Raw genomic sequence first — 16425 nt, 5'->3', positions numbered from 1 at the left:
GCCTCTGGCACCAGGTGCCGGACTCCGACACCTCAGCTCTCGAACCGGATCGCCTCGGCAGCATCGAGGGCGAGTTCGACGGCCTCACCGTCGATGCTCGCCCCGATCGCCGAGGCCGCCGAGGTCAGCTCTCGAGGGCGACCGCGTGATCGTCAGGCGTCTTCTGGTCTTCGGGCTTCTTGATGAAGAAGGCGAGGACGACGGGGACGAGCGCAATCGCCGAAGCGAGGAGGAACGCCGAATGAGCCCCCGGAGCCCCGGCCTCCGCGACGCTCTTGCCGGCGGCCTGGCCCGCGTGCAGAGCCGCCGAGTAGATCGAGATGAGCAGCGCCGTGCCCGCGGCGCCGGCGACCTGCTGCAGGGTGTTGAGCGCAGCGGATCCGTGGGAGTACAGACGCCGTTCGAGCGATCCCAGCGATGCCGAGAAGAGCGGCGTGAACGACCCGGCGAGTCCGAGCGACATCGCGATCTGGATGATGACGAGGACCCAGATCGGGGTGCCGATTCCGACGTTCGAGTACGCGAACATCGCCGAGGCGATGAGGATCGTGCCGGGGATGAGCAGCGTCCGTGGGCCTCTCGCGTCATAGATGCGGCCCATCACCGGACCGAGAAGGCCCATGAGCACCGATCCCGGGAGCAGGACGAGGCCCGACTGGGTCGCATTGAGGCCGACGACGCTCTGGAGGTAGAGCGGCAGGAGGGAGAGCGTGCCGAACATCGACAGCGCCACGACCGCCATGATGATGACCGAGAGGACGTAGTTGCGCGAGGTGAACACGCGCAGGTCGAGCAGCGCCCGATCGGCTCTGATGAGGACGAGCTGACGCCACACGAAGAGTCCGAGGAAGACGAGCCCCCCGGCGATCGACGCCCAGGCCAGGCCCGTTCCGGCCGAGGCGCCGGCACCCAATTCGCCGCCGCCGAACTGGCTGAGGCCGAAGACGATGCCGCCGAAGGCGAACGCCGAGAGGATGATCGAGACGACGTCGATCGGGGCGTGGGTGGTCTCGCCGAGGTTGGTCATCCACTTCGCACCGAGACCGAGGGCGATGAGCCCGATCGGCAGGACGATGCCGAAGAGCCAGCGCCAGCCGAGGGAGTCGAGCACGATGCCCGACATCGTCGGTCCGATCGCCGGAGCGAGTGAGATGACGAGGCTCACCCGTCCCATCATGCGTCCCCGCTGATGCGGCGGGACGACGTTCATCATCGTCGTCATGAGCAGCGGCATCATGATGCCGGTGCCGCCCGCCTGGACGACGCGTCCGACGAGGAGCATCGGGAAGCCCTGCGAGAGCAGACAGATGAGTGTGCCCAGGCAGAAGAGGATCATCGCGGTGAGGAAGACCTGCCGTGTCGTGAACCGCTGGAGGAGGAACCCTGTGGTCGGGATGACGACGGCCATGGTGAGCATGAACGCACTCGTCAGCCACTGCCCGAGTTCAGGCGGGATGTGGAGCGAACGGTTGAGCTCCGGGATGGCGATCGCCATCGTCGTCTCGTTGAGGATCGCGACGAACGCGGCGACGAGGAGGAGCCAGATGACCCGCATCCCCGCCGGGTCGATCACATCGTCGTGGGACGACGGTGCTTGGGCGGTGTTCTTGTCACTCGACAAGTCTGGTCTCCGATCGGAAGAGGCGGATTTCAGGCAGACACAGCAGGCAACGGCGCGTCCGTGCGGCTTTATTCCGGGTGGTGGGGAAATTCTCCCACCGTTCTCACAGTACTCCGCTCGTCGTCGCCGGCGCAGGCCGCTCAGCCTTCAGGCTCCCACACGGCACGGACACGGAATCTTTTGTCCCGCCTCGGCGTTGGCAGGGCATGGCAGATGTGGAATTCGGGCTCGACACCTTCGGTGCGCTCACAGAGGACGACAACGGCGAACTCATCACCCATGCGCAGACGGTGCGCGACGTCGTCGCCGACGGCGTGCTCGCCGATTCGGTGGGGCTCGACTTCTTCGGAGTCGGTGAGCACCACCGCCCCGACTTCGCGGTCTCCAGCCCCGAGATGGTGCTCGCGGCGATCGCGGGACGCACTGAGCGGATCCGACTGGGATCCGCGGTCACGGTGCTCAGCTCGGATGACCCGGTGCGGGTCTTCGAGCGCTTCGCGACCCTCGACGCGGTCTCGAACGGGCGTGCGGAGATCGTCGCCGGCCGCGGGTCATTCATCGAATCGTTCCCGCTCTTCGGATACGACCTGAGCGACTACGAGGTCCTCTTCGAGGAGAAGCTCGAGCTCCTCGCGAAGCTCCTGCGGGACCAGCCCGTGACCTGGCAGGGGACGACACGCTCCGCGCTGTCGAACCAGCAGGTGTTCCCCTCGACCGAGAAGCCCATCCCGGCCTGGGTCGGGGTCGGCGGCAGCCCCGAGTCGGTGGTGCGCACAGCGAAGTACGGGTTCAGTCTCTTCCTCGCGATCATCGGCGGGCAGCCCGAGCGCTTCGCCCCCTACATCGACCTCTTCCACCGTGCCCAGGACGAATACGGCATCGAGCACCGGCCGATCGCCGTCCATTCGCCCGGTCTCGTCGCCGAGTCGGATGAGCTCGCCCGCGAGATCGTCGAACCCGGGTGGACCGCGATGCGCAGGCGGATGGGCCGCGAACGCGGGTGGCCGCCCCCGCAGCCCGGCGACTTCGAGGCCGAGATCGAGACCGGCGCGCTCTACGTCGGCTCGCCCGAGACGGTGGCGAAGAAGATCGCGACGACGATCACGGCCCTCGGTATCGACCGCTTCGACCTCAAGTACGACCAGAGCAAGGTCACCCACGAGACGCGGCAGACCTCGATCGGCCTCTACGGCGAGAAGGTCGTGCCCATGGTCAAGGACATGCTCGCCGGCAGCTGAGCCGGATGCTGAGCCGGCTGCTGAACCGACCCCGCCGGCGGCTCGGGGACCGCGTCGTCGTTGCCCGACGCCGCGCGAGCAGATACCCTGACTGGGTATGAGTTCATCAGGATCTGCAACCGCTGCGCGCGTCTCGGGAGCGCCCTCGCGTTCCCGCAGGCGCCCATCGTCGGTGCGCATGGTCCTCTTCCTCATCGCGGCGCTGACGATGGCCGCGGGCCTGCTCGCGCTGCCCCACGCCGGGGAGATGTCGGACGCGATGTCCGGCCAGATGTCGGGCGCTATGACGGGGTCCGTGACGTCGACCGCGCACGGGATGTCGGGGTCCTCCCACGGTGCGTCGGGCTATGCGGCACCGGGAGCCGCCTCGGCGATGGGCGGGCATCAGCCTGCCGACGTCGGGCAGATCTCCGCAAACGACGAGATCACCGCCGTGACCTGCGCCGACATGCCGTGCGCCGGTGACCACGATCCGCTCACCCCGTGCATCGTCATGCTCATGTGCGCGTTGGCCGCGATCGTCCTCTCCCTCCTCCTGCCCCGGTCCCGGGGGACGGTGTTCCGCCTCCCGCGCGGTGACACGGCCGGGTCGCGCCCGGTCATCGCGCGCATCCCTGCACCTCCGGACTCGCACGCGCCGAGTCTCACCGTTCTCTCCATCAGTCGGACGTAGGCCGTGATCGTCGCCGGCCACCTCCCGGCCGGCGACACCTCGATCACGCTCCCGTGAGCGACCACGACCCAACCTCTTTCGGCTCACGCCGCACACCGCGCCGACGCGCCTCAGCGGCTGCACGCCTGTGCGCCTCTGCACCGCCCGCTCACCGTGAGCACGATCCAACTGATTTGGAGAACACACCATGACCGGCAACCGACCTCTCAACTCGCGTCCGCTGCATCGTCGCGGCTTCCTCACCGGAGCCCTCGGCGTCCTCGCCCTCACCGGCTGCGCCGCCCAGGCCTCGGGAGGCGACTTCCTCGACCCTGCCTCACAGCGCGTCGACGACGCCGAAGCCGACCGCGAGACCACCGGCGAGACCGTCACCGTCACCCTCACCGCGGCCGCCTCGACCCTCACCCTCGGCACGACCACCGCGGAGACGTGGAGCTTCGGGGAGATCCCCGCTCCCGTCATCCGCATGAACGCCGGTGACCGCCTCCAGGCGACCCTGCGCAACCGCCTGCCGGAGGAGACGACGATCCACTGGCACGGACTCGCACTGCGCAACGACATGGACGGCGTACCCGCGGTCACTCAGGAACCGGTCCCGGCAGGCGGTGACTTCACGTACGACTTCATCGCCCCGCATCCGGGAACCTACTGGTTCCATCCGCACGTCGGCGCTCAGCTCGACCGGGGACTCTACGGCGCCCTCATCGTCGACGACCCCGAGGAGACGCTCGACTACGACCGCGACTGGGTGATCATCCTCGACGACTGGCTCGACGGCGTCACCGCGACCCCGGACGAGGTCCTCACCGAACTCACCCGCGGCATGGGGGACATGGGCGGGATGGACCACGGCAGCATGGGCGGGCCGATGCGGATGGGCAACACCCTCATGGGCGCGAGTTCCGATGTCCTCGGCGGCGATGCCGGCGACGTGTTCTACCCGCACTACCTCGTCAACGGCCGCGGTCCCGACGACCCGGAGACCTTCACCGCCAAGCCGGGCGAGCGGATCCGCCTGCGCATCATCAACGCCGGCGGCGACACCGCGTTCCGTCTCGCCCTCACCGGGCACCGCCTCACCGTCACCCACACCGACGGCTTCCCCGTCGAGCCGACGGAGACCGACTCGCTGCTCCTCGGCATGGGCGAGCGGTATGACGCGATCGTCACCGTCGGAGACGGTGTCTTCGCCCTCGTCGCCGAGGCGGAGGGCAAGACCCAGCGCACGCATGCTCTACTCCGGGCGGGGTCCGGGCAGCCTCCCGCCCTCGACGGTGACCTCCCCGAGTTCGGGGCCGCGCCGCTGACGGCCGAGGTGCTCACCGCCGCCAAGTCAGTGGCGCTGCCGTCGAGGACGCCCGATGAGGAGATCACCATCCGGCTCACCGGGTCGATGGCGAAATACGACTGGGCCTTCGACGGGAACCGCTTCGACCATGCGAAACCGCTCGAGAACGCGTGGGGCATCTCCGAGGGCGACCGGGTGCGGGTGCGCTTCGTCAACGACACAGACATGTGGCATCCCATCCACCTCCACGGGCACACGTATCAGCTCGCTGGCGGAGGCCCACGGAAGGACACGTCGATCGTCCTGCCCGGGGCGACCCTGACCGTCGACTTCGACGCGGACAACCCGGGTCGGTGGCTCACCCACTGCCACAACGTCTACCACGGAGAGGCCGGGATGATGGGGGTGATCGCCTACCAGGCGTAGCTCTCGACTGGCCGACCACGACGAAGGCCCCGAACCATCAGGTTCGGGGCCTTCGTGTTACGAGTGCTGTCTCAAAACTACTCGAGTGGAGGTAAGGGGACTCGAACCCCTAACCCTCTGCTTGCAAAGCAGATGCGCTACCAATTGCGCCATACCCCCAGGTGGGTAATCACCCTACACCGAATCGGTGTGCTTTGACCACTCGGCTTGGGCACGCTGATTCGTGTGCCGCCACCGGAAGAACACTCCCAGCCCCACGAGCGTGAGCCCGGAGAGAATCCACTTCTTCATGATCCTCCTCGAAAGGAAGTGGGCCTACCTGGACTTGAACCAGGGACCTCTTCGTTATCAGCGAAGCGCTCTAACCGCCTGAGCTATAGGCCCTTTCGGGGTGAACCCGAAGTAAAAATATACCGAACCGGTCATCCCCTGCACAAATCCGCGAGCCGTGACACGCCTCACAGCCCGCGGATCCGCGTCGATTCCGTCCGGGGACGGACACTTCGTCAGTCGTCGGTGAGGGTGAGGTGGAACCCGCCGGCGATGAGAGAGCCGATGTTGTAGATGAACGCAGCCAGGGTCGACAGCGCCGTCATGAGCACGATGTTGATGATCGCGATGATGAAGCCGGCAGCGACGACCCGACCGAAGCCGAAGATGCCGATGAGGCGCTCAGCGGACTCCGCACCGGCGAGTTCTGTCATCGTGGCCTCGAGTCCGCTCATCACTCCGGTGGCCTGGAGGACGACCCAGAGGACGACGAAGGCGACGATTGTGGCGATGCCGATGGCCACGGACATGAGGAACGACATCTTCATGACCGACCACGGGTCGACGGCGGCAACGGTGAGGCGAACGGTCCGGGGACCCTTCTTCTTCTTTCCCTTCCCGTTGTCGACCATGTTCTTCACGCCCATCTTCACGCCCCCGGAGCTCGCCCGGACCGTGTTCGCGACGTTGCCCATCACCGAGGTGGCCGGACCGCTGCCGGTGCCCTGGCCTGCCGCTGAGGTCTCCGCCGAGGCGGTCGACGCCGCGGCCGTGGCAGGACCGGAGCCCGTGGAGGGGGCCCGTCCGGGCTTCGGTGAGGCCTTCGGGGCAGGAGGGGCGACGACGGTCGACTTGTCGTCGGTCCGCGATCCCTTCGCCGAGGCGGGAGTGGACGTCGTGCCCGTCTTCGGGGCAGCGGCGGGCTTGGATCCCCCCGAGCGGTTGCCGGCGCCCGCAGAGCCTGAGGAGCCGGACGAGGAGTCGGTCTTCGAGGAGCCGGCGGTCAGGCGGGTCGATCCGCTCGACGTCCTGATGATCTTGCCGGGTCCTGTCTGCTTGTTGTCGCTCACTCTTCCACATCCTCGCTGCCGGTCTCGGTCTCGACGGCCTCAGGCGTCTCCGCCTCCGGTGCCACGACCTCAGCTTCGACTGCCTCGGCTTCGTCTTCGTCTTCCACCGCGGTCTCGGGTCCACGGGTTACTGCGATGATACGGTCATTCTTTCCCGGCTTCGCGAACACCACACCCATGGTGTTGCGTCCCTTCGCAGGAACCTCGTCGATGTTCGACCGCACCACCTTACCGCGCTCCATGACGACGAGGACCTCTTCACCCTCGTCGACGATGAGGCCGCCCACCAAGTCTCCGCGCTGTTCGGTGATCTTCGCAACTCGGATGCCGAGGCCGCCGCGGCCCTGCACACGGTACTCATCGACCGGGGTGCGCTTGGCGTAGCCGCCCTCGGTGACGACGAAGACGTACGTGCCCGGCTGAACGACGTCCATGGTGAGCAGTTCGTCGTCGTCCTTGAACTTCATGCCCGTGACACCGCCGGTGACGCGGCCGAGGGGACGGATCGAATCGTCATCGGCAGCGAAGCGGATCGACATCCCCTTGCGCGAGATGAGGAGCAGGTGGTCCTCGGAGGAGACGATGCGGGCGGAGACGAGTTCGTCCGGCTCGCCCTTGTACTCGCGGAGGTTGATGGCGATGACGCCGCCGGTGCGGTTCGAGTCGTACTCGCTCAGGCGGGTCTTCTTCACGACTCCGGACTTGGTCGCGAGGATGAGGAATTCCGCCTCGTCGTAGTCGCGGATCGAGAGCACCTTCGCGATCGTCTCACCCGGCTGAAGTGCCAGGAGATTCGCAACATGCTGTCCCTTCGCGTCCCGGGAACCCTCAGGGATCTCATAGGCCTTGGCCCGGTAGACGCGTCCGGTGTTGGTGAAGAAGAGGAGCCAGTTGTGCGTCGAAGTGACGAAGAACTGCTCGACGACGTCGTCGCCGCGCAGCTGGGCGCCCTTGATGCCCTTGCCGCCGCGGTGCTGCGCGCGGTAGAGCGTCGACTGGGTCCGCTTGGCGTACCCGCCGCGGGTGATCGTGACGACGACCTCCTCCTCGGGGATGAGGTCCTCCATCGACACGTCCCCATCGAAGCCGGCGAGGATCTTCGTCCGCCGGTCGTCGCCGTAGCGTTCGACGACCTCGTCGAGCTCCTCGGAGACGATCTCCCGCTGCCGGGCGGGGGTCTCGAGGATGAGGTTGTACTCGGCGATGAGGGCTTCGATCTTCTCCGACTCCTCCTGGATCTTCAGCCGCTCGAGGGCCGCGAGGCGGCGCAGCTGGAGATCGAGGATGGCGTTGGCCTGGAGTTCGTCGACCTCGAGGAGCTCCATCAGTCCCGCCCGCGCCTCCTCCGAGGACGGGGAGCGGCGGATGAGGGCGATGACCTCGTCGAGGGCGTCAAGGGCCTTGAGGTAGCCGCGGAGGATGTGGGCGCGCTCCTCGGCCTTGCGCAGACGGAACTTCGTCCGGCGCACGATGACCTCGATCTGGTGCTTGACCCACAGGCGCAGGAACGAGTCGAGGGAGAGGGTGCGCGGCACGTTGTCGACGAGCGCGAGCATGTTCGCGGAGAAGTTCTCCTGCAGCGAGGTGTGCTTGTAGAGGTTGTTGAGCACGACCTTGGCCACGGCGTCGCGCTTGAGCACGATGACCAGCCGCTGACCCGTGCGGCCCGAGGACTCGTCGCGGAGGTCGGCGATGCCGGCGACCTTGCCGTCCTTGACGTAGGAGGCGATCTTCGCGGCGAGGGTATCCGGGTTGACCATGTAGGGCAGCTCGGTGACGACGAGGCAGGTCCGACCCTGGATCTCCTCGACCTCGACGACGGCGCGCTGGGTGATCGAACCGCGACCGGTCCGGTAGGCGTCCTCGATGCCCTTGTGGCCGAGGATTGTGGCGCCGAGCGGGAAGTCGGGGCCTTTGACGATGCCGAGGAGGGCTTCGAGCGCCTCTTCCTTCGTCGCCTCGGGGTGGGAGAGCAGCCACTGAGCGCCGGCGGCGAGTTCGCGGAGGTTGTGCGGCGGGATGTTCGTCGCCATGCCCACGGCGATGCCGGCCGAACCGTTGGCGAGAAGGTTCGGGAACCGCGAGGGCAGGACGACCGGTTCGAGGCTGCGGCCGTCGTAGTTGGGCTGGAAGTCGACGGTGTCCTCGTCGATGTCGCGGACCATCTCCATCGCCAGCGGAGCGAGCTTGCACTCCGTGTACCGGGGCGCCGCGGCACCGTCGTCGCCGGGCGAGCCGAAGTTGCCCTGGCCGGCGATGAGCGGGTAGCGCATCGTCCACGGCTGGACGAGGCGGACGAGGGCGTCGTAGATCGCCGAGTCGCCGTGCGGGTGGTACTGACCCATGACGTCGCCGACGACGCGGGCGCACTTCGAGAAGTTCCGGTCGGGACGGTACCCGCCGTCGTACATCGCGTAGAGGACGCGGCGGTGGACGGGCTTGAGGCCGTCGCTGACGTCGGGCAGTGCGCGCCCGACGATGACGCTCATCGCGTAGTCGAGGTACGACCTCTGCATCTCGAGGTTGAGATCGACCTGTTCGACCCGGTTGATCTCGGTCGGTGTTTCGAATTCGTCAGCCAATGTGGGCTCTTCCCTTGTGTTCGAACCGTTCTTCTGGCGTCATCTCTGCGGACGCGAACGGCGGCGGATGGAATGCACAGCGGATCCCTCGCCGAGGTGGGGCCACCTCGGCGAGGTCGTGCTCAGATGTCGAGGAAGCGGACGTCCTTCGCGTTCTCCTGGATGAAGCGGCGACGCGAGTCGACGTCGTCGCCCATGAGGACGGTGAAGATCTCGTCGGCGACGATCGCGTCGTCGAGGGTGACCTGCTTGAGCAGGCGGGTGTCGGGATCCATCGTCGTCTCCCACAGCTCCTCGTAGTTCATCTCGCCCAGACCCTTGTAGCGCTGGATCGCCTGCTCCTTGGGCAGGCGCTTGCCCTCGGCCTTGCCGGCGGTGAGGAGCGCATCGCGCTCCCTGTCGGTGTAGGCGAACTGGTAGTGCGCGTTCGACCACTTGATCTTGTACAGCGGCGGCATCGCGAGGTAGACGTATCCGTGCTCGATGAGCGGCTTCATGTACCGGAAGATGAGCGTGAGCAGCAGCGTCGTGATGTGCTGGCCGTCGACGTCGGCGTCGGCCATGAGGATGATCTTGTGGTAGCGCAGCTTCTCGAGGTCGAACTCCTCGCCGATGCCGGTGCCGAAGGCGGTGATCATCGCCTGGACCTCGTTGTTGCCCAGGGCCCGATCGAGGCGGGCCTTCTCGACGTTGAGGATCTTGCCGCGCAGCGGCAGGATCGCCTGCGTGAAGGGGTTGCGGCCCTGCACGGCGGACCCGCCGGCCGAGTCGCCCTCGACGATGAAGACCTCGGAGATGTCCGGGTCCTTGGACTGGCAGTCCTTGAGCTTGCCGGGCATGCCGGAGGTCTCGAGCAGACCCTTGCGACGGGTCGCCTCGCGGGCCTTCCGCGCGGCGAGCCTGGCCTGCGAGGCCTGCAGCGCCTTGCGGACGACGTCCTTGGCCTGGGCGGGGTTCGACTCGAACCAGTGGCCGAGCTCATCGCGGACGACGCGCTGGACGAAGCCCTTGACCTCGGAGTTGCCGAGCTTCGTCTTCGTCTGGCCCTCGAACTGGGGGTCGCCGACCTTGACGGAGATGACGGCGGTCAGGCCCTCGCGGATGTCGTCGCCGGTGAGGTTCGGGTCCTTCTCCCGCAGCAGCTTCTGCTCGCGGGCATAGGCGTTGACCAGCGAGGTCAGGGCCGTGCGGAAGCCCTCCTCATGGGTGCCGCCCTCATGCGTGTTGATGACGTTGGCGTAGGTGTGGACGGACTCGCTGTACGCCGTCGTCCACTGCATCGCGATCTCCAGCGACAGCGTCTGCCCCGCCTCCTCGGCTTCGAAGACGATGATGTCGGGGTTGATGAGGTCGACCTTCTTCGCCGAGTTGAGGTACTGGACGTAGTCGAGGAGCCCGTGCTCGTAGAGGTACGTCGCCTCGCGCGGCTTCGCCTCGGCTTCTTCGTCCTCGTCGATCTGGACGTTGTCGTCGTCGACCTGGACGTGGCGTTCGTCGATGAGCCGGATCTTCAGGCCCTTGTTGAGGAACGCCATCTGCTGGAAGCGGGCGCGCAGGTACTCGTACGAGAAGTCGGTCGTCTCGAAGATCTCGGCATCGGGCCAGAACGTCACGATCGTCCCGGTCGCCTCCGTCGGCTCTCCGCGCTGGAGCTCACCGGTGGGCACGCCGCGGCGGAAGTCCATCGTCCAGTGGTAGCCGTCGCGCATGACCTCGACGTCGAGGCGCTCGGAGAGCGCGTTGACGACGGTCGAACCGACGCCGTGGAGACCGCCGGCCACGGCGTAGCCGCCGCCGCCGAACTTGCCGCCGGCATGGAGGATGGTGAGGATGACCTCGACGGTGGGCTTGTGCTCCGTCGGGTGCATCGCCACGGGCATTCCGCGTCCGTTGTCGGCCACGCGCACGCCGCCGTCGGCGAGGATCGTCACATCGATGTCATCGGCGTACCCGGCCATCGCCTCGTCGACGGAGTTGTCGACGATCTCCTGGACGAGGTGGTGGAGACCACGCTCCGAGGTCGACCCGATGTACATGCCTGGACGTTTGCGGACTGCCTCGAGACCTTCAAGTACCGTGATATCCCCGGCATCGTAGTGGGACTGTTCCTCGGTCGTCATGTGACTCCTCGTGCAAATGAACGCTATCAGCTGTCCATTCTACCGCGCGGCGGACAGAAATGCCCGCAAGCGGCCCAGAAACGTCCTCTCCCGCTTTTTCCGACCGGCTGACGTACCCCCGGACACGATGGGACCCGGCTATGGCCGCTGGTGGCTTTCTGTGGATTTCCGGGTTCGGGGGTCGTCGGCAGCGTCCGAGCTCACCCGAAGGTGTCCCGCGGACCCCGCCCGCGCACGCTGCGCCGGCCCTTCTTGAAGCTGCGTCCCTGCGGCCCCCGGATCTCGAGCTCGGTGATCGTCGCGGACCCGAGTCCCGCCTCGAGGGCACGGAGGATCGTCGGGCGCAGGACACGGAGCTGCGTGGCCCACGTCGTCGAGTCCGCAGCGATGACGAGCAGCGGCGGGGAGAAGTCGACGGGAGTGGCGTGCCGGGCGACCTGTTCGCCGACGAGGTCGGACCAGCGGCCGAGGACCTTGCCGATGTCGATCGACGACGACCACCCCTGGGTGGCGATGAAGCCGCCGAGGACCGAGGAGATCGACGTCGGGTCCCGCCTGTCCTTGCCCGCCGAGGTGTAGGTGACGTCCGTGCGGACGCGGGAGCGGCGGCGCCCGCGGATGAACCGCGCCTCGGTGACCTCCATCCGGCGCACCCGGTCGAGGGCTTCGAGGGCGGCGACAGGGGTCGAGGGATCCCGCTCGATCCCGCTCATGCCCGGCCTCCCGTCATCGCTGGGCTCCCGCGCCGAGGAGGGCCGCCTGGCCGATGCGCTCACCGCCGAGGCCGTCCGGCAGGTCCGCATCGACGGCCGCGGTGACGAGGACCTGTTCAGCCTCGGTGATCCGCGAGGCCAGCCGGCTGCGTCGACCGGTGTCGAGTTCGGCGAAGACGTCGTCGAGGACGAGGATCGGCTGTTCGGCGGGCGTTCCGGCGTCGGCGCTGAGCAGGTCCCAGCCGGCGAGCTGCATGGCGAGCGCGAGCGACCACGTCTCCCCGTGGGAGGCGTAGCCCTTCGCCGGGTGGGAGCCGATCATCAGGGCGATGTCGTCGCGGCCGGGTCCGTGGAGAGTGAGTCCGCGTTCGATCTCCGTCGTCCGTCTCCTCTCCAGGGCGGCGAGGAGGAGCTCCTTCGCCTCGGCGGCCGAGGCGACCTGCGAGTAGTCGATGCGCGAATCGTAGGCGACCGTGACTCCCTGCCGTTCGAGGCGGGCATCGGCGGCGATGTACGCGAAGTTCTCCTGCAGCGGGGCGACGATGTCGGCGAGCACCCGCTGACGACCGAAGACGAGTTCGGCGGCGGAGTCGGCGTAGGCCATGTTCCAGATGTCGAGGGTCGCCTCGAGTCCGGGATCGCGGTCCTCGCGCAGCCGCTTGAGCAGGGCGTTGCGCTGTTTGAGGGCCCGATCGAAGTCCGTGATCACCGAGGCGAAGCGGGGATTGCGGGCGACGACGAGGGTGTCGATCCACGAACGCCGCTCCGCCGGCTCCCCGCGGACGAGGCTGAGGTCCTCGGGGGCGAAGACGACGGCGGAGACGAGCCCGAGGATCTCCCTGATCCGCACCGGGGACCGGTTGACCCGTGCCCGGTTCGCACCCTTGGACTGGATGGAGACCTCGACCGTTGCATGCCGCTGCCCGCGGTTGACGAGCGCGGAGACCGTCGCCGTGCTCGCGCCCTCATTGACGAGCGGGGCGTCGAAGGCCACACGATGCGAGCGCAGGTGCGCGAGGTACCCGACCGCCTCGACGACGTTCGTCTTGCCGGTGCCGTTGTCGGCGACGAAGGTCGTCACCCCGGGCGCGAACTCGAGATCGAGCTCAGGGTACGACCGGAAGCCACGCAGCGAGAGTCGGGATATCCACATTCAGATGCGCGTGGGCATGAGCAGGTAGCGATACGACTCGTCGGCCGAGGCCTCGAGGTCCTTCTGCCCGGAGATGATGACGGGCTTCATCGGCTGGGTGAAGGAGAAGTTCACGTACGGGCTCTCGATGGCGGCGAGGCCCTCGGCGATGTAGTGCGGGTTGAAGCCGACGGTGATCGGCTCTCCCTCGAGGACGGCTTCGACGGCCTCAGACGCCTGCGCGTCGTCACCGGTGCCGGCGTGGAGGGTGAGCAGGCCGTCGGTGACCTCGAAGCGCAGCGGGGTGTTGCGCTCGGCGACGAGGGAGACACGGCGGACGGCTTCGCGGAGGACTGCGGTCTCGACGATCGCGTGGATCGGCACGGAGTCGGGGAAGAGCGAACGGACCTTGGGGTACTCGCCCTCGACGAGCAGCGAGGTCGTCACCCGTCCCGCCGAGGTGAACGAGATGAGATCCTTGCCAGAATCGGTGCTCAGACCGATCGTCACGTCACCGCCGAGGGACTTCGAGACGTCGGAGAGGGTGCGACCGCGCAGCAGAGCGACCGCCGAGACGTCGGGGCGCCCGGGATTCCACGTGAATTCGCGGACGGCCAGCCGGTAGCGGTCGGTGGCGAGCAGCGTCACCTTCTCACCCTCGATCTCGACGCGCACGCTGGTGAGGATCGGCAGGGTGTCGTCCTTCGAGGTCGCGATCGTCACCTGGGAGACGGCGTTCTGGAATTCGCCGGCGGAGACGGTGCCGGAGTCGTCGGGCACCTGCGGCAGCGAGGGGTATTCGGCCACGGGCATCGTCATCAGGGAGAAGCGCGAGGATCCGCACGTCACGTCGACCTTCGAGCCGATCTGCTCGAGCGTGACCTCCTGGTTGGGCAGGGCCTTGGAGATGTCGGCGAGGAGGCGGCCGGAGACGAGCACGGTGCCGGGCGAGACCACCTCGGCGGAGATCTCGACCCGCGAGGAGACTTCGTAGTCGAAGACGGCGAGGCGAACGGTCCCGCCGGTCTCGGCGGTGATGAGGATTCCGGTGAGGACGGGAGCAGAGGGGCGGTTGGGGAGGGTCTTGGTCGCCCAGGTCACGGCGTCGGCGAGGACATCGCGATTGACTTTGAACTTGAGAGGGGTTGCTTCGTCGTTCACTTTACTCCTTCGGGATATCACCCGATGTGCGTTCGGCTTCGGCGTGACGGTGCTCGGAAAACTGTACACAGCCTAACCGATTCCGCGATACCCGAGGACGGCCGAACGAACGGGGAGGACACGCGGAGGAAGCCTGGGAATCTCGGATCCGAGAACCGGTTTCCGGGACGTGTTCGAATACCGAACTGATCGTTCGCTCAGCAGCGCGGAGCCCATGACGTCATCGTCAGCAGACGATGGCGGTCGCCCTCCTGTCACCTGAGATTGATTCAGCAGAAGTATCAGCACCTGTGGAACCTGTGGACGAAACGGTCAGGACGCAGAGCACTCCTGGGATCTCTGCCGTCGTCGGGGTGTGGATCGGATGTGCAACCGCAGGCTGGTGCTCGGGGACGCCTGGGTAAGCACAGCCGTGTAGTTCACATCCGTCCACGTGGCTGCAGGACTCCGTCCCCAGAGTTATCCCCACTGTGGTCGAATTGTCCCCAGAGTTATCCACAGGTGTGCATAGCGTCTTCTATAGGCGGTGCTGTTGTTTGATGCGGTTTGTGAGTTCGGTGACCTGGGTGTAGACCGCCCGCCGCTCGGCCATCTGCGTTCGAATCTTCTTGTTCGCGTGCATGACTGTCGTGTGGTCGCGGCCGCCGAAGGCCTGCCCGATCTTCGGCAGGGAGAGGTCGGTGAGTTCGCGGCAGAGGTACATCGCGATCTGCCGGGCCGTCGTCAGCGTCCGCGAACGCGAGGTCCCGCAGAGGTCGTCGAGGGTGAGGCTGAAGTAGGCGGCGGTCTGCCCCATGATGTCGGCAGCGGTGATCGCGGGGGTGTCGTCCTGGGTGATGAAGTCCTTGAGGACCGTCTCGGCCAGCGACACGTCGACCTGCTGGTCGTTGAGGTTGGCGAAGGCGGTGACGCGGATGAGGGCGCCCTCGAGTTCGCGGATGTTCGATGAGACCCGGGAGGCGATGTACTCGAGGACGTCGTCGGGAACGTCGAGGTGCTCGCCGGCGGCCTTGCGGCGCAGAATCGCGAAGCGGGTCTCCATGTCCGGGGGCTGGACGTCGGTGAGCAGACCCCATTCGAACCGGGACCGCAGCCGCTCTTCGAAGCCCTTGAGCATCTTCGGCGGCTGGTCGGAGGTGATGACGACCTGCTTCGCCTCGTTGTGGAGGGCGTTGAATGTGTGGAAGAACTCCTCGACGGTGGCGTCCTTGCCCTGGAGGAACTGGATGTCGTCGATCATGAGGATGTCGACTTCGCGGTAGCGGCGCTGGAAGGCCGGGCGCAGCGCGTTCGACGTCCGAGAGGAGCCGATCGTGTTGATGAAGTCGTTGACGAACTCCTCGCTCGAGACGTACTTGACGCGGATCTCGGGGAAGAGCTGGGTGGCGTAGAACCCGATCGCGTGGAGGAGGTGGGTCTTGCCCAGTCCCGAGTCGCCGTAGATGAAGAGAGGGTTGTACGCCTTCGCCGGCGCTTCGGCGACGGCGAAGGCCGCGGCATGGGCGAAACGGTTTGAAGCGCCGATGACGAAGGTGTCGAACGTGTACTTGGGGTTGAGCTGGGCGACGCCGGGAACGTCGACGGGCGGGGTCGGGGTGGTCGTCGCCTCGGCGATCTCGACCTCGATGCGCGAATCGGCCGGTCGGGTGGCGGTGTCCGCGGACGGTGCGGGAGCGCTGTTCCCCACAGGGGAGGGCTCCGGGGCGGCAGGAGGAGCCACAGCAGGTTCGTCGATCTCCGTCGCCGAGGCGGGGGCCGGGGCGGGTGCGGCGTCGGATGCCGTCGGGGCCGTGGTCTCGGCAGCGGTGGAGGGTTCTGCGGACGCATCGTCGATGAGTTCGTCGAAGCGGATCGGGACGTCGAGTTCAGGGTCGACGACGAAGCCGAAGGTCACGTCGAAGCCGATGACCTTGGAGAACTCCCTGGTCAGCGGCTCGAGGAGACGGGTCTCGATGGTGCGGCGCGAATGCTCGTCACGGACGGCGAGGAGGACGAGGGCGTTGTCGACGAGAGCCTTGGGGAGAGCGAGGTAGAGGAAGCTCTTCTGATGTCGGGTGAGGTCGGCGTCCTGATCCAGGGTAGAGACCACCGTCTGCCATTGGCCGATGAGCTCGTTCTTGGAATTCGACAC

The 16425-nt window shown here is 67.0% G+C and carries 12 protein-coding genes and 2 tRNA genes; 4 read left to right on the top strand and 10 right to left on the bottom strand.

Annotation, left to right across the window (positions count from 1 at the left end):
- Positions 1-14: 14 nt before the first annotated feature.
- Complete coding sequence (locus AC0VYB_RS00070; protein ID WP_475384906.1) at positions 15-149, top strand: hypothetical protein; 135 nt, start codon at positions 15-17, stop codon at positions 147-149.
- Here the strand turns inward: AC0VYB_RS00070 and AC0VYB_RS00065 are convergent.
- Entirely contained in the window at positions 125-1621 is a 1497-nt protein-coding gene (locus AC0VYB_RS00065) for a DHA2 family efflux MFS transporter permease subunit (RefSeq protein ID WP_101623300.1), read from the bottom strand. The two genes, AC0VYB_RS00070 and AC0VYB_RS00065, sit on opposite strands and share 25 nt — an antisense overlap.
- A gap of 206 nt (positions 1622-1827) precedes the next feature.
- Here AC0VYB_RS00065 and AC0VYB_RS00060 point away from each other — a divergent pair, with 206 nt between their 5' ends.
- From AC0VYB_RS00060 to AC0VYB_RS00050, 3 genes are all read left to right on the top strand, one after another.
- A complete protein-coding gene (locus AC0VYB_RS00060) occupies positions 1828-2859 on the top strand; it encodes an Atu2307/SP_0267 family LLM class monooxygenase (RefSeq protein ID WP_101623301.1) in 1032 nt (343 codons plus the stop codon).
- 97 nt (positions 2860-2956) lie between these two features.
- A complete protein-coding gene (locus AC0VYB_RS00055) occupies positions 2957-3532 on the top strand; it encodes a hypothetical protein (protein ID WP_131248437.1) in 576 nt (191 codons plus the stop codon).
- Positions 3533-3719: 187 nt separating this feature from the next.
- The gene (locus tag AC0VYB_RS00050) at positions 3720-5246 is read left to right on the top strand and encodes a multicopper oxidase family protein (protein WP_475384905.1); all 1527 of its coding nucleotides are present in this window, start codon (positions 3720-3722) and stop codon (positions 5244-5246) included.
- Positions 5247-5332: 86 nt separating this feature from the next.
- Here AC0VYB_RS00050 and AC0VYB_RS00045 read toward each other — a convergent pair.
- The 9 genes from AC0VYB_RS00045 to dnaA form a co-directional block, all read right to left on the bottom strand.
- Positions 5333-5405 (bottom strand) — tRNA-Ala (locus tag AC0VYB_RS00045).
- Positions 5406-5556: 151 nt separating this feature from the next.
- Positions 5557-5630: transfer RNA gene (locus AC0VYB_RS00040), tRNA-Ile, on the bottom strand.
- Positions 5631-5752: 122 nt separating this feature from the next.
- Positions 5753-6586 (bottom strand): DUF3566 domain-containing protein, encoded by an 834-nt coding sequence (locus AC0VYB_RS00035; protein ID WP_009376910.1) that lies wholly within the window; start codon positions 6584-6586, stop codon positions 5753-5755.
- Positions 6583-9168: a DNA gyrase subunit A gene (gene gyrA / locus AC0VYB_RS00030; protein ID WP_366231624.1), complete on the bottom strand. Its 2586-nt coding sequence runs from the start codon at positions 9166-9168 to the stop codon at positions 6583-6585. Before gyrA ends, AC0VYB_RS00035 begins: the two co-directional genes overlap by 4 nt.
- A 122-nt stretch (positions 9169-9290) precedes the next feature.
- Positions 9291-11288: a DNA topoisomerase (ATP-hydrolyzing) subunit B gene (gene gyrB, locus AC0VYB_RS00025; protein ID WP_009376905.1), complete on the bottom strand. Its 1998-nt coding sequence runs from the start codon at positions 11286-11288 to the stop codon at positions 9291-9293.
- 200 nt (positions 11289-11488) lie between these two features.
- On the bottom strand, positions 11489-12001 hold the full coding sequence (locus AC0VYB_RS00020; protein WP_009376903.1) for a DciA family protein: 513 nt from the start codon (positions 11999-12001) through the stop codon (positions 11489-11491).
- Between the two features lie 13 nt (positions 12002-12014).
- The gene (gene recF / locus AC0VYB_RS00015) at positions 12015-13154 is read right to left on the bottom strand and encodes a DNA replication/repair protein RecF (protein ID WP_063250779.1); all 1140 of its coding nucleotides are present in this window, start codon (positions 13152-13154) and stop codon (positions 12015-12017) included.
- Positions 13155-14294 (bottom strand): DNA polymerase III subunit beta, encoded by a 1140-nt coding sequence (gene dnaN / locus AC0VYB_RS00010; protein ID WP_193338856.1) that lies wholly within the window; start codon positions 14292-14294, stop codon positions 13155-13157. It lies immediately after the preceding gene.
- Positions 14295-14811: 517 nt separating this feature from the next.
- Entirely contained in the window at positions 14812-16425 is a 1614-nt protein-coding gene (gene dnaA / locus AC0VYB_RS00005; RefSeq protein ID WP_167559771.1) for a chromosomal replication initiator protein DnaA, read from the bottom strand.

This window comes from Brevibacterium sp. Z349TD_9, from assembly GCF_056173565.1.
The sequence above is the reverse complement of the archived record's forward strand: the minus strand, read 5'-3'. Positions and strand labels throughout refer to the sequence as shown.